This is a genomic window from Sphingomonas sp. URHD0057, from assembly GCF_000620665.1.
In the GTDB taxonomy this organism is placed as follows: domain Bacteria; phylum Pseudomonadota; class Alphaproteobacteria; order Sphingomonadales; family Sphingomonadaceae; genus Sphingomicrobium.
The window spans coordinates 555,705-574,314 of record NZ_KK211162.1; the positions used below are offsets into that span (position 1 = coordinate 555,705).

The following is an 18,610-nucleotide window of genomic DNA, read 5'->3' on the forward strand; positions in this document are numbered from 1 at the left end:
AGAGAGGAGAAATCGTCGGCGGGAGGGGAAGCCGGTGCACGACAGAAAAATTTGGTTCGCCGCCTTCGTCGCGCCGGCGCTGATTGCAGCCGCGGCACCGGCGCAAGCACAGGTGCGAACCTTCAATATTTCTCCAGGAAGCCTGAAGACCGCGCTCGACACCTATGCCCGTCAGTCGGGCCGGCAGCTCATTTATCGCGTTGATGACGTGCGCCAGGCGCAGAGCCAGGGCGCGACAGGACGTCTCGACGCCGATGCCGCGCTCCAGGCGCTGCTATCGGGCAGCGGGTTCAGCTCTCGGGTGGATGCTTCGGGGGCGATCGCGATCGTTCGCGCCCAAGGAGCCGACGCCCGCCCTTTGGACCAAGGCCTTCCCATCGCGGCCGCAAGCGCCGCGACTGACGCGGCCTCGATCGTGGTCACGGGCTCGCGCGTGCGGCGGCCCAACGACGAGTCCCCGACCCCGATCACCTCCGTCGCCGGGGAGGAGTTCTTTCGCACCGGACGAACGTCGATCGGCGAAACGCTGAATGATTTGCCGTCGATGCGAAGCACCGTGTCGCAGTCCAATTCGACCCGCATCGGCGGCGGCGCCGGCCTCAACATGCTCGACCTGCGCGGATTGGGCATCGACCGCACGCTCGTCCTTCAGAACGGCCGCCGACACATCCCGGGCGGACCGTTCACGACCGCGGTCGACGTGGACACGATCCCGACCGACCTGATCGACCGGGTCGACATCGTCACTGGCGGCAGCTCCGCCGTCTACGGCTCCGACGCGGTCGCTGGCGTCGTCAACTTCATCCTGAAGCGCGATTACGACGGAATCCAGGTCCGCGGGCAAGGCGGCATCAGCAAGCATGGCGACGCCGGTCAGCAATATCTCAGCGCGCTCGCGGGAAAGAATTTCGCCGATGGGCGGGGCAATATCGCCGCCAATCTCGAATATTCGCACCAGGATGACTGGTACGCGTCCGACCGGCCCGCCTACCGCAACCTGAGCTTCTACCTGCAGACCGATTTCGACGAGCCCGGCGATCCGAACGGCAGCGACGGCATTCCCGACCGCACATTGTTTCGCGACATCCGCTACATCGGCTTCAGCAACGGCGGCCAGTACATCGTCTTCGAACCCGGGCCTGACGGCAACGTCCCGGCGTACAATTTCCAATCCAACGGCAATCTGCTGCTCCAGACCGGCGATCGCGCCGGCCTTCCGCCTTTCGCTTTCTACAACGGTGGCAACGGCTCCAATCTGCTGGAAGGCAAGCTGCTGGGCTATTCGCCCGACGTCCACCGCTACAATTTCAATCTGCTCGCCCATTTCACGGTTAGCGACGCTTTCGAGCCCTTCGTCGAAGCGAAATATGTGCGCGTCGATGCTTTCGGCAGCTCGCTCGGCTCCTTCTTCAGCGCCGGCTTGTGGGGCCCGCGCGAGACCTACAGCACCGACAATCCGTTTCTGACCGATCAGGCGCGCGGCTTCATCCGGCAGACGCTCGGCCTTGCCCCGGGAGAGGAGAGTCCCTTCTTCTTCGGCCGCAACTTCGCCGACCTAGGGGCGGTGGTCCAGAACGACCGTCGCCAGACCTACCGGCTGGTGGGTGGCGTCCGCGGCACCTTCAACGGCGATTGGGCCTATGAGCTGTCCGGGAATGCCGGGCGTGTCACCACACGCACAACCGACACCGGCAACGTCAATATCCAGCGCTACCTGCTTGCAATCGACGCGGTCCGCGACCCGGTATCGGGCCAGATCGTCTGCCGCTCAAAGATCGATCCGTCGGCGGCGGTGGCTTACGAATTCGCTGAAAATCCGGAATTCGCTCAGGGCGAGCTCGCGCAGGACGTCGCCCAGTGCGTTCCACTCAATCCCTTCGGCGAAGGCAATATCTCGCAAGGGGCGAAGGATTATATTCTCGCGACGACCCAATCGCGCGCGCGCATCACCCAGTTCGTTGCCAATGGTTATTTGACCGGCGACAGCAGCCAATGGTTCGAGCTTCCGGGCGGACCCGTCGGCTTCGTCGTCGGCGGCGAGTACCGTCGCGAAACATTCCGTGACCTTCAGGATAAGCTGCTCCAGTCGGGAATTACCTTCAACACGCCGGCGCCGCCGTTCGAACCGCCGGCGTTCGCAGTTAAGGAGCTGTTCGGCGAGCTTCGCGTGCCGATCCTGGCGAAGCGGCCGTTCTTCGAGGAACTGACGTTGAACGGCGCCGGTCGTCTCGCCGATTACAAGGGCAAGACGGGCTCGGTGTTCGCGTGGAACGCCGGGGTCGAGTGGGCGCCGGTCCGCGACCTCCGCTTCAGGGTCAACCAGTCACGCGCCGTGCGCGCTCCCAACCTCGTCGAAATCTACCAGCCACTTGGTCAGAACTTCGTCAACGAGGGACTGACCGAGGATCCGTGCTCCCGCCACAATATCGCCTCCGGTTCTGCGAACCGGGCGGCGAACTGCCGTGCCGCCGGAGTTCCGGCGGACTTCGACTTCACCTACATCTCGTCCTTCCCGTACCTTTCGGGCGGCAACCCGGACCTTCGCGCCGAAACGTCCGACTCCCTGACCATCGGTGCCGTCGCGCAGCCGCGGTTCGTCCCCGGCCTTTCGCTCTCGGTCGACTATTACGACATCAAGGTGCGGGACGTGATCACGACGCCAAGCGTCCAGGCAATCCTCAATTCCTGTTACGACGCGGCCAACATCGACAACCAGTTCTGCGCTCTCTTCCAGCGCAACACGACGGGCGCGACCCTCCCGACCGACGAAATTCCCGGGCAGATCATCAACAACAGCTTGCGCCTGGTGCCGCTGAACTATGCCGCGCTGAAGGTGCGGGGCATCGACGTCGAAGCTCATTACCGGCGCAAGGTCCCTGGCTTGGCGCTGCTCGACACGCGGCTGGTCTACACCCGGGTTCTTCAAAACGATTCCTTCCTCAACCCGGAGGACCCGCACCGGGCGGACCAAAATCTGCTGGAGCTCGGCAATCCCAAGAATGCGTTCAATTGGGACCTGAACCTCAAGCGCGGCCCCGTCACGCTCGGCTATCGCATGCGATACATCGGCAAGATGTCGCCCGGAGCGATCGAGAACATCGTCTCGATCCAGGGCCGCCCACCCGAGGATGCGGATGCCTATCCGATCCGATATTTCCGGCCGGCGTGGTACCATAACATCCACCTCGGCTTCGATGTCGGCCGCCGCTACAATTTCTATGTCGGCATCGACAATCTGACCAATCGACTGCCGCCGCCGTCGATCAGCGGCGTCTCCGACGAGGGCAGCATCTACGATAGCATCGGCCGCTTCTTCTATGCGGGCGCAGTTGCGCGGTTTTGAGGTGATTACAGGCGGCTGGCGTCAGCTGATCCCGATGCCGGCGCTTGGTGCCATCGCCGTGGTCGCAGCGCTCGTGTGGACGCCGCCTGTCCGTTCGGAGCACAGCCCCAACGGCTCGAGTGGACAGGCGGCGATTCCTCAGGTCGCGGGTGGGCCTGAAATCGGCGCCTGGGGTTTCGACCTTGCCGGCATGGACCGCTCGATCCGGGCCGGCGACGACTTCTTCGGCTACGCCAATGGCGGCTGGGCGCGACACGCCGCGATCCCCGCCGACCAAGGCGTCAACGACGTCTTCTCGAGGCTCGAGCAGCTATCGGCGGAACGCACTCGTGCGATCCTCGAAGCGGTCGCCCGTGAGCCCGGTTCGAAGATCGGCGATTTTTACGCGAGCTTCCTCGATCGGCGGATCGTCGATGCGCGCGGGCTCACTCCAATCGCGCCGACGCTCGGCCTGATCGATGCCGCCACAACTCCGGCGGAGCTTGCCGGGGTCATGGGGCGTCTCGCGCGCTCCGGCGTCACCGGCCCGTTCGAGGTGTGGGTCGAGGCTGACGACAAGAATCCCGACTCCGCCGCCTTTCAGCTGGCACAGGCCGGACTGGGGTTGCCTAGCCGCGACGATTATCTGTCGAATGACGCGGAGATTGCCGCGCACCGGACCGCCTACCGCGCCTATCTGATCCGCCTCCTCTCGCTGGCCGGCGCATCCCAGACGATTCCGCGCGCCGATGCCGTGCTTGCGTTCGAAACGGCCCTGGCGAAGGCGCAAGCGCCCTTGGTCGACATACAGGACGTGGACTCCCAATATAATCCGCGCACCACGGACCAGCTTGCCAAAGCAACGCCATCCTTCGCCTGGCCGGCATTGTTCGATGCGCTTGGCCTGGCGTCGCACAGCCGTCTGATCGCCCGGCAGCCGGACGCGATTGCCCGCTCCGCGGCGCTGATCGCGGCAACGCCCGTGCCCGTCTTCAGGGATTATCTGAGGCTGCGGACGCTCGACACCTTCGCGCCTTATTTGGCGCAACCGTTCGTCGATGCTGCCTTCGAGTTCCACGGCAAGGCGCTCGAGGGTACATCGGAGAACCAACCCTTGTGGAAGCGCGCGAGCGACACGGTTGCGCTGGCGATGGGGGACGACATCGGCCGCATTTACGTCGAGCGCTATTTTCCCTCCAAGGCGAAGGCGGAAGCGGACGCCTTGGTGCGCAACGTTCTCGATGCCTGGGATCGGCACCTGCAAGGGTTGCGCTGGATGAGCCCCAAGACTCGATCGCGGGCACGCGCCAAGCTTGCCGCGCTGGTCATGGAGATCGGCTACCCCCGGCACTGGCGCGATTATTCCGAGCTTGCGATCCAGCGCAACGACCTTGCCGGCAATGTCATGCGCTCGAACGCTTTCGAATATGACCGGCTGCTGCACAAGCTCGGTCGCCCGTACGACAAGACCGAATGGTACACGCAGCTGCCGGCGATGGGCGTCAACGGATACGCCAATCACAAGACCAACCAGGTCGTGTTCAGCGCCGGCCTGCTGCAGCCCCCATTCTTCGACGCCGACGCCGACGCTGGTGTGAACTACGGCGCGATCGGTTCCGTCATCGCGCATGAGATCGGCCACGAATTCGACCAGCAGGGCGCCCGCTATGACGAGCGCGGCCGGCTGTCGGACTGGTGGACTCCGACCGACGTCAAGCGATTCAAGTCTCTGACCGCGACGCTGGTCGCCCAATACAACCGTTACGAGCCGCTTCCGGGCAAGCACATCGACGGCAAGGTCACGCTTGCCGAGAATATCGCCGACCTCGCGGGCGTCACCATCGCCTATGACGCCTACAAAACCTCCCTGCACGGCAGCCCGGCACCCGTCCTCGACGGCTTCTCCGGCGACCAGCGTTTCTTTCTCGGCTGGGCGCAGATCTGGCGCTGTGTGTACCGCCGGCCGGTCCTGCTCCAGCGGCTGATGACCGACATCCATTCGCCCGTGCAGCAACGCGTCGCGACGGTGCGCAACGTCGACGCCTGGTACCCGGCGTTCGGAGTCGGAACCGGCAAACGGCTTTACCTGCCGCCGGCCCAACGGGTCCGGATCTGGTAAGATGCGGCGAGGCTTACTCTCCGTTCTGTCGGCGGCGCTTCTCGGCCTCGCGCCGAACGCTGCGCAAGCCGGCGACCTGCTCCTTGTGGCGAACAAGCGCGAGAACACGGTCAGCTTCATCGACCTGGCAAGGGCCGCGGAGCTTGGCCGGGCCAAGACCGGGAGCACGCCGCACGAGCTTGCGGCCTCGCCCGACGGGCATCGCGTCGCGGTTGTCGCCTACGGCGGCCACACCATCGACATCCTCGACATCGCGTCGCGATCGCGGCTGCGGACGATCGATCTCGGCCGTAACGCCGAACCGCACGGCATTGCCTGGCTGCGCAATGGCCGCATTGTCGTGACGACTCAGGCGAGCGACGCGGTCGCCGTAATCGACCCAATAGGGCGCGACACGCTTTCGACCATTCCTACCCGGCAGAAGGGCACGCACCTACTCGCGGTCTCGCCCAACGAACGGCGACTTTACACCGCCAATCGGGAGTCGGGCACGGTTTCGGTGCTCGACCTTAAGCGTCGCGTAGACCTGCGCAACGTCCGCGCCGGCATATGGCCGGAGGGAATCGCATTAACCCGAAGCGGGCGCGAACTGTGGGTCGCCGACTTTGAGAATGCCCGCGTGCTGGTCTACGATGCACGCACGATGCGGCGCGTGGCGAGCCTCAGGACCGGACGGATGCCGATCCGCGTCGCTGCGGCGCCGGACGGTAGGCGCATGTATACCTCCGATACCGGGGCGGGCAGCGTGAGCGAGTTCGACGCGCGTTCGCACCGCCTGCTGCGGCAGCTGCGCATCAGCGGCAACGAAGCGGCGCAGCAGGTGACGCTGGCGTTTTCGAGCGACGGCAAGCGCCTCTACGTGGCGGAAACTGCGCGCAACACCGTGGCAGAGGTCGACCTCAAAAGCGGCGCGGTTTTGCGCAGGTTGAAGGCCGGGGACGGAGGTGACGGGTTGGCCGTCGTCGCAGGAGGAGGGGGATGAGAATCTTCTGGCGGATCGTTCAGGCGCTGCTGGTCCTGTGCAGCGCGCCGGTTTTCGCGCAGCCGCACGAATATCTTTACGTCGAGAACAGCGCCGCCGGCACCGTGTCGGTGATCGCGGTGCCCGAGAACAAGTTGGTGGGCACCATCCCGGCCTCGAAGATCGGCCATCATCCGGACGACGTCGCGATCACTCCCGACGGCTCGATGCTGCTCGTCAACCGGCTCGACAGCGAGGATGTGGTGGCGCTCGACGCGCGGACCGAGAAGGTGCTGTTCACCGTTCCCGTCGGCGGCGTTCCCAACCACATCACCGTCTCGCGCGACGGACGCCTTCTCTACGTGCCGATCTTCAACGGGACCGAGCTCAAGATCGTCGACCTCGCCGCGCGCAAGATCGTCGGTTCGGTCGACATCGGCATGGGCGCGCACGCGACGCGCCTCTCGCCCGACGGCAAGCGGCTGTACGTCGGACACATGTGGAACCAGGCAATCATGGTCGTCGACCTGGCCAAAGGCGAAGTCGTTCGCACCTATGAGTTCGACCGGCCCGTGCGCCCGTTCGCGGTCTCACCCGACGAGAAAACGCTCTACGTGCAGACCTCCAACTTGAGCGGCTTTTACGTAGTCGATACTGCGAGCGGCCGGATCGCCCGGAAAGTCGAAATGCCGACGCCGTTGCCGCCCGGCACGACACTGTCTTTTCCCTATACGGTGGATCACGGACTCGCGCTGACCGCGGACGGCAAGCGGCTGCTCGCTGCCGGCTCGATGACCGGGCACGTGGCGATCTTTGCGGTCCCTGATATGAAGGTGCTCGCCGACATTCCGGTCGGACGTGAGCCGAACTGGATCGCGCTCAGCCGGGACGAACGCTTCGCCTACGTCAGCAACCGCAAGGACGACACCATCTCGGTGATCGACATGGCCGCGCTGCGCGAGGTCGGACGGATCGCCGTCGGCGACCTGCCGCAGCGCATGCACACCGCGATCGTCGACCGGGAGGTCGAGTGAGGCGCCTCTTCACCGCACTGATATTCTGGTTGGCCGCCGTGCCGGTGGCCGCCGCGCCGTCACGGTTCGAGCCGATCATCGCCAAGGTCGCGATGGCACTGGAAACACGGCCGCTGGTCGGCATCGGCGACGGCACGCATCGCCAGAAGCAAGCGCATCAGCTGCAAATGGCCCTGCTCAGCGATCCGCGCATATCGTGCAAGATCGACGCGGTCGCGGTCGAATTTGGCAATTCCGCGCTTCAGTCGATTGCCGACCGTTATGTCTTGGGGACGCGGGTGCCACTTGCCGAGAAAAGGCGCATCTGGCGCGACACCGGCCAGTGGCTGGTGTGGGATTCGCCGCTTTACGAAAATCTGTTCGACACGGTCCGCGATCTCAATCGCCGCAAGCTCTGTCCCCACCCGCTTCGCGTGCTGCTGGCTGATCCGCCGATCGATTGGGGCAATGTCCACACCGCCGCCGACTACCGTCCGTACCGCGTCCGCGACGAATTCGCCGCGCAACTGATCGAGCGCGAGGTGCTCGCCAAGGGTCAGCGCGCATTGCTCATCTTCGGCGACACGCATCTGTGGAAAGCGCTGCCGGCGGGAAGCACGGAGAAGCCACGCATGGCGATGATCATCGAACAGCATCATCCGGGGTCGCTCGCGTCGTTCGTCTTTCTGCCCGACGTCGACCATCCGGCGAAGGGTCTTCTGCCGGCCGCCCCGAGCTTGGCCTTGCTTCGCGGCAGACAGCGCCCATTGCGCGATCTGATGCCGCATGACGACACGGTGGCGATGAAGGAGGGCGATCGCGCCGTCGAACGCCCGCTCGACGAGGTCGACTGGCCGCCCGCGGACCAGCTGGTTGACGGCTTTCTCAATCTGGGGCCGCTTACCGATGTGGATCCCGACCCGGCGATCTACCGCGACCCGGCCTATCAGACGGAATTGCGCCGCCGGGCAATCATCCTCAAAGCCGTCCACGGGTTCGATTTTTCCGCGCAGCTCGACGATTTGCTCAAGCAGAGCCACGGCCGCGTGAAACGCTAAGGAAACGCATATGCAAAAAGCTGCGGCGGTCGCGTTGGTGCCGTTTGTGGTCGCGCTGACCTCGGCGGCACCCGCAAGCCGGGCGGCCGGGTCGGATTATTCCGTGCTGATCCGCGGCGGCACCATCTACGACGGCGGCGGTCAACCGGCTTTTGTTGGTGACGTTGCGGTGAAAGGCGACAAGATCGTCTATGTCGGACCGCACGCGCCCGGACGCGCCGCGCACATCCTCAACGCCAGTGGCAAGGCGGTGTCGCCCGGCTTCATCAACATGCTGAGCTGGGCGAACGAGGACCTGATCGCCGACGGTCGCGGAATGAGCGAGACGCTTCAGGGCGTGACTCTCGAGGTGATGGGCGAGGGTGATTCGATGGGGCCGTGGAATCCCGCGATGAAGCGGCTCGCGGTGACGCGCCAGACCGACATCAAATATCCAATCCGCTGGACGACGCTCGGCCAGTATCTCGAATATCTCGAGCACAAGGGTGTCACACCCAACGTTGCCTCGTTCGTCGGCGCGACGACGGTGCGCGAGCACGAGCTCGGCGAGAAGGACGTCGATCCGACGCCGGAGCAGCTCAGGCGCATGCGCGCGCTGGTCCGCCAGGCGATGAAGGAGGGCGCTCTCGGGGTCGGCTCGTCGCTGATCTACGCCCCGGCCAGCTTTGCCGAGACTCCCGAGCTCACCGCGCTCGCCAGCGAGACCGCGAAATGCGGCGGCATGTACATCAGCCATATCCGGGACGAGGGCAACAAGCTCCTCGAAGCGATCGACGAGCTGGTGCAAATCTCCCGGAAGTCGGTCGCTCCGGCCGAGATTTATCATTTCAAGCAGGCTGGCACGAAGAACTGGGGCAAGCTCGATGCCGCGATCGCCCGCGTCGACCAGGCCCGCGCCGCCGGGCTCCGCATCACCGCCGACATGTATACTTACCCGGCAAGCGCGACCGGCCTCGACGCCGCATTTCCCTTGTGGATGCAGGATGGCGGAGTCGAGGCATGGATCAAGCGCCTCAAGGATCCCGCTCTGCGGCAGCGCGCTTTCGCCGAGATGCATCGACCGGATGCCGACGACACCGCCGAGCTGGTGACCAGCGACCCCGAAAAGGTGCTGCTGATCGGGTTCAAGACCGACAAGCTGAAGCCGCTGACCGGCAAGACCCTGGGCGAGGTCGCGCGCCAGCGCGGCGAGAAGCCCGAGGAAGTCGCCGCCGACCTGATCGTCGAGGACGGCACCCGGATCGAGGTCGTCTATTTCGAGATGAGCGAAGCCAACGTCCGTCGCGAAGTCGGCTTACCGTGGATGAGCTTCGGTTCGGACGGCGAGTCACGCGCGCCCGAAGGCGTGTTCCTGAAGTCGAGCACGCATCCGCGTTCCTATGGCAATTTCGTCCGGCTGCTCGGCAAATATGTGCGCGACGAAAAGGCCGTTGCTTTGCCCGACGCAATCCGCCGACTGACCGCGCTTCCCGCGACCAATCTGGCGCTAAAGCAGCGCGGCTGGCTCAAGCCCGGCTATCATGCCGACGTCGTCGTGTTCGATCCGGCCAAGGTCCAGGATCATGCGACCTTCGTTGAGCCGCAGCGGCTGGCGACCGGAGTGGGGGACGTGTTCGTCAACGGCATCCAGGTCGTGAAGAACGGCAAGCACACGGGAGCGAAGCCTGGGCGGTTCGTTCGCGGACCCGGCTGGACGGGCTGGCCCAATGGCGGCGCATGCAGGTGACGTATCGATCAGGGAAACCAGCGCCCGCGCTCCTCGGGTAACGGCTCGACAGGGCTTGGCTTGACGCCCGGTCCGCGCTTTCACGAGAAGCTATTTTAATCAGCAGGTTGAGCCACGGCCGTTGAGAGCCGTGGCCGAAAAGGCACGTTAGAATTTAACTCATGGCTTGACAAAGTGAACGTTCACATCGCAGCATGCACATGGGGGTAAGCGTCCGCCAAGAGACGCGACCGCCGACAATGGGGAGAGACGGCGGCATGGCTGCTTTGCATAAGCGCGCACTGTATCGTTTGATGGTCGGCGGCTCGGTCGTCGCCTTCGTTCCGGGTTTGGCACAGGCGCAAACGGCCGGTCCGCCCGCGCCGCCGGTCGACCAGGCTCAGCAGACCGAAGAGCAACGGCCAACGACTGCCAACACGACCACCGCGGACGCGCCGCCAGGGGTCACCGGCAACGACATCGTCATCACCGGCATCCGCGCCTCGCTACGGCAGTCGCAGGACATCAAGCGCAACGCGCAGGGCGTCGTCGACGCCATCTCGGCCGAGGAGATGGGCAAGTTCCCCGACACCAACCTCGCCGAGTCGCTGCAGCGCATCACCGGCGTCTCGATCGACCGCTCGAACGGCGAAGGGTCGTTCGTCACGGTTCGCGGCTTCGGTCCCGAATATAACCTCGTCCTGCTCAACGGCCGCGAAATGCCGACGTCATCGCTCAGCAATAACGGTGCCGAGGCGCCCAATTCGCGCGCTTTCGACTTCGGTAACCTCGCTTCGGAGGGCATTGCCGCAGTCGAAGTCTACAAATCGGGCCGAGTGACACTGCCGACCGGCGGCATCGGATCGACGATCAACATTCTGACTCCGCGTCCGCTCGACCGTCCGGGCATGCGCGGTAGCCTCTCCGCAAGAGCCGTCCTTGACACGTCGCAGAACGGCCACAACGATATCACTCCGGAATTTTCCGGGATCTTCAGCGACACCTTCGCCGACAACCGCGTCGGCATCTTGGTGACCGGATCCTACCAGCGGCGGAAATCGAGCACGAACCAGGCCAATGTCGGTTGGCGCGACGGCTATCTCGGGTCGGAGAACAACTGGGGCTCGCTGCCAAACAATGATCAGCAGGTAAATCGGCCTGGGCCGACCGACGTCTATCAAGTCCAGCAGAACGCGTCCTACGACCTCAACGACATCGACCGCCGGCGCATCAACGGCCAGGCGGTCCTCCAATTCCGGCCATTGGATAATCTCACCGGCACGCTCGACTACACTTATTCCCAGAACAAGGTCGAAATCCGCAACAGCAACGTCGGCGTGTGGTTCAACTTCGGCGACGTCTCCAGCGAATGGACCGACGGTCCGGTCGCCGGACCGATCATCTATTCGGAAAATTTCGCGCCGCCTGATCCGGGCTGCACGGCGCCATCGCCCCCGACGCCAAACGCCTGCAACATCGGCAAGGACTTGTCGTACAGCGGGTCGCTGACGGCCAATCGCACCGTCAACAAATCGCTAGGCGGCAACCTCGCGTGGGATGGTTTCAACCGGCTTCACCTGGAGCTCGATGCCCACCATTCAACCGCGGAATCGAAACCGACCAACAAGTTCGGATCAAACATGTCCGTCGGCAATGCCGTGTTCGGCATCGCGAACCAGAACATCAATTATGAGAACGACCTACCGATCATCAACGTGACGATGGCGCCCGGAGTCGACGAGCTCGACCCGGCCAATATTACCCCAACCGGAAACGCGTTCCGGACCGCTTACTTCAAGGACCGCATCGACCAGGGCCAGCTCAAGGGCAATTGGGACTTCGACGGCTCATTCCTCGACAGCGTCGATTTCGGTGTGTCGTACGTCGACAGCAAGATCCGTTCCGCGTTCGGCGTTCTTCAGAACGATACGTGGGGCGGGGCCGGCCCGGCGTCGGATATTCCCGACGATATCTTCACGCTGCAGACGTTGCCGGACAAATTCCCGGGTCTGTCAGGCCATAATGACCCGGCGATGATCCAGTCCTTCTACAGCTTCGATTTCGAACGCATGGTTGGCCTGATCAACGGCCTTTATGGCACCTGTACGCATCCGCTGACGGGAAAGCCGACTGGCGACGGATGTCTGGCGCAATTTTCCACCGATCGCCGGATCACGGAGAAGACGCTAGCGCCTTATCTGCAGGCGAACATGGTATTCGACCTGTTCCAACGTCCGTCCCATCTGCGTGCCGGTGTTCGCTATGAGCGAACAAAAATTAATTCTTCAGCGTTGGTCCCGGTTCCGATCGGGACGCAATGGGTAGCCGCCAATGAATTCAATCTGATCCCTGGCCCCGACAGCACCTTCACGACTCTCAAAGGCGAATACCACGAATGGCTGCCGGCGGTGGATTTCGACGTGGAACCGATCCACAACGTCAAGCTTCGCGCTTCCTACAGCCACACGATTACCCGCTCCGACTATCAGAGCATGCAAGGCGGCCTAACGCTTGGCAATCTTTTCCGCGTAGGTGGCGGCGACGGCAATCAGGGCAACCCAAATCTTCTGCCGTACAAATCGAAGAACATCGATCTATCGGCCGAGTGGTACTACGGTGCTTTGAGCTACCTGTCGGTCGGCTACTTCCACAAGGATGTGTCGAATTACATCTCCAACACGCGCGTCGATCAGACGGCATTCGACCTGCACACGCCGGTTGGCGGACCCCGCTACAATGCAGCGATTGCAGCGGGGGCTGTCACTCCGGAAGACATCCGGGCGTATATCGCACTGCATTATCCAAGCACGGTGATCATCTCGGGTACGCAGACCTTGATCCAGAGCTTACCCGAAGACCCGCTGCTGAATTTCCAGGTCGTGACGCCAACCAACTCGGACCAGAAGGCGAAGATCGACGGCTGGGAGTTCAACGTCCAGCACAGCTTCTGGAACACCGGGTTCGGCGCAATCCTGAACTATACGATCGTCAACGGCAGCGCGAAATTTAACAACGCCTTGCCGGCGAGCGTATTCCAGTTCGCGCTCGCGGGCCTAAGCGACAGTGCCAACGCCGTGGTCTTCTACGACAAGGGCGGGATCCAGGCGCGCCTCGCTTACAACTGGCGCGACAAGTTCCTCAGCGATAGCGGCCTCGGCCGCAACCCAACCTACACGGAGGCTTACGGTCAGCTCGACGGAAGCGCGAGCTACGAGTTCATGAAGGGCGTTACGGCGTTCGTCGAAGGCATCAATCTGACGGAATCGAAGCGCCGGGCGCATATGCGGCACGTCAACAATGTGACGTTCGTGTCGCCGGGCTTCGCGCGATACTCGGCGGGCGTTCGCTTTGCCTTTGGCGGCGGCCCACCGCCGATGCCCCCGCCGCCTCCGCCTCCGCCACTGCCTCCACCGCCACCGCCTGCGCCTCCGGCGACCCAGACGTGCCCGGACGGTTCGGTGATCCTGGCGGCGGACGCCTGCCCGGCACCACCGCCGCCACCGCCACCGCCGCCGCCGGCTCCAGAACGCGGGGGCTGAGGTTTAACTTTCGTCTCTCCCATGCCAGGGTGTTTGCCTCCCTTTCGTAAGCACTCTGGCAAGGGAAGGGACGAGAGCTCTAGGATGTCGGACAGCCCGGAGGTTTACCGATGACTCGCGTCGTCATCGTGGGCGGCGGCACGGCCGGTTGGCTCTCGGCTTGCCTGCTCGCCGCCAAGGCCGGGAAGGGTGCCTCCGGAGCCCTGTCGATCACGCTCATCGAAGCGCCCAACATCCCGACCATCGGCGTTGGCGAAGGGACTTGGCCGACGATGCGCGCGACGCTTTCCGGTATCGGCCTCGACGAGGATGACGTGCTCGCGTCGTGCGATGCCGCGTTCAAGCAAGGCTCGCGGTTCGATCGCTGGGTGACGGGCGACGAGGATGACTTTTACTACCACCCGTTCACGCCGCCGGCCGACGGTGACGCGCTCGACCTGGTCAGCGCGTGGCGCGAGCTCGCGCCGGGAGCTCCGTTCGCTTTTGCGGTCTCGTCGCAACCGGCGATCTGCCAGGCCCGGCTGGCGCCGCGCCAACGGACGATGCCGCCTTACGCCGGGGCGTTGAACTACGCCTACCACCTCGACGCGGCGAAGCTGGCCGCGCGGCTGTCGCGGCACGCCGTCGAGCAATTGGCGGTCACCCACCTTCGCGATGAAGTGGTCGACGTCGATGCCCGGGCGGATGGGTTCATCGAGGCGGTCCGGACCCGCGGCGGCGAGCGGATCGAGGGCGACTTGTTCATCGATTGCTCGGGCCATGCCGCGCTGTTGATCGGCAAGCATTTCGGTGTCGAGTGGATCGATCGCGGAGCGATCCTGGCCAACGACCGCGCGCTCGCCGCGCAGGTACCGGTCGCAGAAGATTCGCCGATCGAATCGCAGACCATCGGCACGGCGCACGAAGCCGGCTGGCTGTGGGACATCGGGCTGCCGACGCGGCGCGGGATCGGCTGCGTCTATTCCTCGCGCTTCCTCGACGACGAGCGGGCGCACGAAATCCTGCGCGATTATGTCGCGGGTGCGGTCAGCGAAGAAGCGGCGCAGGCGCTGAACCCGCGCGCGTTGTCCTTCCCGACCGGCCATCGCGCGGAATTCTGGCGCGGCAATTGCGTGGCCATCGGGCTCAGCGCCGGTTTCATCGAGCCGCTCGAAGCTTCCGCGATCGTGATGATCGAGCTGTCGATGAACGCGCTGGTCGACAATTTCCCGGCGAGGCAGGAGACGATGCCGATCCACGCCGCGCGCTTCAACGAGCTGTTCCGCACCCGCTGGGACCGCGTCGTCGAGTTCCTGAAGCTGCATTATCTGCTGAGCCGGCGCGACGAGCCTTACTGGCGCGCACAGCGCGATCCGGAGACCGTTCCGCCGCGCCTCGCCGATCTGATCCTGCTGTGGCGCGACCAGCCGCCGTCGGCTTACGATCTGCCGCTCGCCAATGAGATCTTCCCGGCGGCGAGCTACCAATATGTCTATTACGGGATGGGCGGCGCCGTTCCAGGCGCGCTTCCGGAGGTCGGCGCGGCAATGCGCCGCCAGTTCGAGCAAGTTCGCCAGCGGGCGCGCGGGCTGCTAACCGCGCTTCCGCCCAACCGCGCACTGCTGAACGCCGCGGCGCGGGCCGCCGCAAGTCCGGAGAAAGCCATCCAGGGATGAGTAGCCACGTTGTTCTCGACAGCCGCGCCCACCGCGACCTTCGCATCCGCGGCGGCGCCGCGGCCGAGCTCGGCGACGCAGTCATGGCGTGCATCACGGTGCCGAGCGAGTTCCGCCGGGTGCAGAACGAATTTCCGATCCTGTTCCGCCGCGATCTCGACAGCGGGCACTTTTCGGCGCTGGCGCTGTTCGGCTTCGAGAATGGCGAGAATCTGTTCCTGAATGACGGCCGCTGGGATGCCCGCTACCGTCCGCTGGCGCTCTCGATCCAGCCGTTTCTGATCGGTCGGGCGCAGGACGAAGGCGCATCCGAAGTTCACGTGGACCTCGAGCATAAGCGTATCGCCGGCGCCGACGAGGAGGGGCTTCGCCCATTCGACGAAGATGGACGCCCGACACCCTATCTCGAAAGCATCATCACGGGACTTGATCAGCTCGATCAGGGATATCGGTCGAGCGCCGATTTCTTTGCCGCGCTCGAACGCTACGAATTGCTCGAGCCATTCTCGTTCGACGTCGAGCTGCGCGACGGCTCGAGCCACCGTCTGGTCGGCTATCATCTGATCGACGAGGAGAAACTTCGCGCGCTCGAGCCCGGCGCGCTCGCCGAGCTTCATTCGGCCGATTATCTGATGCCGATCTTCATGGCGCTGGCGTCGCTGTCCAATCTCGCCGCGCTGGTCGAGCGGAAGAACCGCAGGCTCGGCGATGGCTGACGCGGCGGCGTCCACGGCCGAACCACTGCGGCACGTCGCGGAAGAACGCGTGCCGCCTGACGAGATCGATGCGCGCCTCAAGCAAGCCGACGCGCCGTTCGTAGTGCGTGGCCTCATCGCCGACTGGCCCTTGGTCAAAGCGGGATTGGAGAGCGCGGCGGCGGCCCGCGCTTATCTGCTCGGCCACCAACGCGACCGTGCATTCACCGTGAACATTGGCGAACCGGGCAGCGGCGACCGCTTATTCTACGACGAAGCGATGGGCATGAACTTCCGCACAGGGCGTGCCGCGCTGGCCGAGATTTTCGCCGGGATCGACGCCAATGAGGGCAAGCGCGACGCCCCGGCGATCTATCTCTCCTCAATCGACGTCGAAGGGTATTTCGACGGTCTCCACGAGGCGAACCATCTTGACCTCGGCGACCGTCAGCCGATCGAGAGTATCTGGATCGGAACGCAAACCCGGGTCGCCGCGCACAATGACTTTCCGAACAACCTCGCCTGTTGCGCGGTCGGCCGGCGGCGTTTCACATTGTTTCCGCCCGACCAATTCCCGAATCTCTACGTCGGACCGGTCGACTTCACCCCGGCGGGTAGGCCGGTCAGCATGGTCGACCTGCGCAAGCCCGATTTCGACGCTTTCCCATGCTTTCGCGAGGCTCTGAAAACGGCGCAGGCTGCCGAACTCGAGCCCGGCGACGCGATCTTCATCCCATCGATGTGGTGGCACCACGTCGAAGCGCTCGCCTCGTTCAACGTGCTGGTCAATTATTGGTGGCGCGACACGCCGCGCTTCCTCGCCCAGCCGCAGGACGCGCTCAACCATGCCTTGCTTGCGATCCGCGACTTACCCGAGGATGAGAAGAAATTGTGGGGGCAGATGTTTGACTATTACGTGTTCGGCGATCCCGCGGCGGCGGCTGCCCATATTCCGGAAAAAGCGCGCGGCATTCTGGCCCCGCTCGATGCCGAGCAGGCCGGGCGGATCCGGGCCAATCTGTTGAGAAGCCTGTCGCGGTGACCGATTGGCCGCTGAAGCGCATCGTGATCGCGGGCGGCGGCACCGCCGGGTGGATGACGGCCGCCGCGATCGCCAAAACGCTTGGGCATGCGGTCGAGCTGACGCTGATCGAATCCGACCTGATCGGGACCATCGGCGTCGGCGAAAGCACGATCCCGCCGCTCGTCACCTACAATCGGCTGCTCGGCATCAATGAAGCCGATTTCATGCGCGCCACCCAGGCGACGTTCAAACTCGGCATCGGGTTCGAAAATTGGAAGGAGATCGGCCATCGCTACTTCCACAGCTTCGGGTCGACCGGGAAGGATCATTGGAGCGCGGGCTTCCAGCATTTCTGGCTGAACGGGCTCGAGCGCGGCCACGACGAGCCCTATGACGATTATTGCCTGGAGCTTTCCGCAGCTTACGCCGGCAAGTTCGCGCATTTGCCCGACGACCGCATGAACTACGCCTATCAGCTCGATTCGACGCTCTATGCGAAGTTCCTGCGCGCGATGGCGGAAGGTGAGGGCACGAAGCGGATCGAGGGCAAGATCGCCGAAGTGGAGCTGGAGCCGACGAGCGGAGACATCGCGGCGCTAAAGCTCGAATCCGGACAGCGCATCGAAGGTGACCTGTTCATCGATTGCACCGGCTTCCGGGCGCTGCTGATCGACGGCACGCTCGGCTCGCAGTTCGAGGATTGGACTCATTGGCTTCCCAACGACAGCGCGATTGCGATCCAGACTCGCTCGGTTCGTCCGGCGCCCCCCTACACGCTGGCGATCGCTCACGATTCGGGCTGGCGCTGGCGGATCCCGCTGCAACACCGGACCGGCAACGGGATCGTCTTTTGCAGCCGTTACATGGACAAGGACGCCGCGCTCGAGCGGCTGCTCGGCGAGATTGAAGGCGACACGCTGACCCAGCCCAACGTGCTCCGATTCAAGGCTGGCGTCCGACCGCGGCAGTGGGTCAAGAATTGCGTCGCGGTCGGTCTGTCGAGCGGGTTCATGGAACCGCTGGAATCGACCAGCATCCACTTGATCCAGCGCGCCGTTCTGCGCCTCATCCGAATGCTTCCGCTCGCCGAGGTCAGCGAGCGCGACATATTGGAGTTCAACGATCAGATGCTTCAGGACTATCTGCAAATCCGCGACTTCCTGATCCTTCATTATAAAGCCACCGACCGGCGCGACAGCGAGTTCTGGCGCTATTGCGCAGAGATGGAGGTCCCCGACAGCCTGACGCAGAAAATCGAGCTGTTCCGCGAAACCGGCCGGGTGTTCCGCCGCAACGAAGAATTGTTCGCCGAGAACAGTTGGGTGCAGGTGATGATGGGGCAGGGGATCATGCCCAGGTCCTATCATCCGATCGCAACCAAGCTTAGCGATGTCGAGATGACCAAGCTGTTGTCGACCATTCGCGACAATGTCGCGCAGACCGTCGCCGGACTGCCCGACCATCCGGCCTATGTTGCCCGCTATTGCGGCGCGGCGAGCGCAAGCGCGGCGTAACGGCC

11 protein-coding genes are annotated in these 18,610 nt (G+C 64.1%); all 11 read left to right on the forward strand.

What is annotated here, in order from left to right; all coding sequences use genetic code 11:
- Nucleotides 1–34 precede the first annotated feature (34 nt).
- The 11 genes from N539_RS0111650 to N539_RS0111700 all read left to right on the forward strand — a co-directional run bounded on the left by N539_RS0111650 (nucleotide 35) and on the right by N539_RS0111700 (nucleotide 18,605).
- The gene (locus N539_RS0111650; protein WP_051531766.1) at nucleotides 35–3,343 is read left to right on the forward strand and encodes a TonB-dependent receptor; all 3,309 of its coding nucleotides are present in this window, start codon (nucleotides 35–37) and stop codon (nucleotides 3,341–3,343) included.
- A complete protein-coding gene (locus tag N539_RS0111655; protein ID WP_231463045.1) occupies nucleotides 3,330–5,441 on the forward strand; it encodes a M13 family metallopeptidase in 2,112 nt (703 codons plus the stop codon). The genes N539_RS0111650 and N539_RS0111655 overlap by 14 nt, the downstream gene beginning before the upstream one ends.
- Before the next feature lies 1 nt (nucleotide 5,442).
- Nucleotides 5,443–6,423, forward strand: a complete 981-nt coding sequence (locus N539_RS16875; RefSeq protein ID WP_051531767.1) for a YncE family protein — start codon at nucleotides 5,443–5,445, stop codon at nucleotides 6,421–6,423.
- Nucleotides 6,420–7,436 carry a YVTN family beta-propeller repeat protein gene (locus N539_RS0111665; RefSeq protein ID WP_028970399.1) on the forward strand — a complete coding sequence of 339 codons (1,017 nt, stop codon included), beginning with the start codon at nucleotides 6,420–6,422 and terminating at the stop codon, nucleotides 7,434–7,436. Before N539_RS16875 ends, N539_RS0111665 begins: the two co-directional genes overlap by 4 nt.
- Complete coding sequence (locus N539_RS17910) at nucleotides 7,433–8,473, forward strand: hypothetical protein (protein ID WP_051531768.1); 1,041 nt, start codon at nucleotides 7,433–7,435, stop codon at nucleotides 8,471–8,473. Before N539_RS0111665 ends, N539_RS17910 begins: the two co-directional genes overlap by 4 nt.
- 10 nt (nucleotides 8,474–8,483) lie before the next feature.
- A complete protein-coding gene (locus tag N539_RS0111675) occupies nucleotides 8,484–10,199 on the forward strand; it encodes an N-acyl-D-amino-acid deacylase family protein (RefSeq protein WP_037552764.1) in 1,716 nt (571 codons plus the stop codon).
- Between the two features lie 257 nt (nucleotides 10,200–10,456).
- Nucleotides 10,457–13,717: a TonB-dependent receptor gene (locus N539_RS16885; RefSeq protein WP_231463046.1), complete on the forward strand. Its 3,261-nt coding sequence runs from the start codon at nucleotides 10,457–10,459 to the stop codon at nucleotides 13,715–13,717.
- Between the two features lie 110 nt (nucleotides 13,718–13,827).
- The gene (locus tag N539_RS0111685) at nucleotides 13,828–15,372 is read left to right on the forward strand and encodes a tryptophan halogenase family protein (protein WP_028970401.1); all 1,545 of its coding nucleotides are present in this window, start codon (nucleotides 13,828–13,830) and stop codon (nucleotides 15,370–15,372) included.
- Nucleotides 15,369–16,088, forward strand: a complete 720-nt coding sequence (locus N539_RS0111690) for a SapC family protein (protein WP_028970402.1) — start codon at nucleotides 15,369–15,371, stop codon at nucleotides 16,086–16,088. Before N539_RS0111685 ends, N539_RS0111690 begins: the two co-directional genes overlap by 4 nt.
- A complete protein-coding gene (locus N539_RS0111695) occupies nucleotides 16,081–17,109 on the forward strand; it encodes a cupin-like domain-containing protein (RefSeq protein WP_037552765.1) in 1,029 nt (342 codons plus the stop codon). The genes N539_RS0111690 and N539_RS0111695 overlap by 8 nt, the downstream gene beginning before the upstream one ends.
- Nucleotides 17,106–18,605, forward strand: coding sequence for a tryptophan halogenase family protein (locus tag N539_RS0111700; RefSeq protein ID WP_028970404.1), 1,500 nt, complete (start codon nucleotides 17,106–17,108; stop codon nucleotides 18,603–18,605). The genes N539_RS0111695 and N539_RS0111700 overlap by 4 nt, the downstream gene beginning before the upstream one ends.
- Nucleotides 18,606–18,610 lie beyond the last annotated feature (5 nt).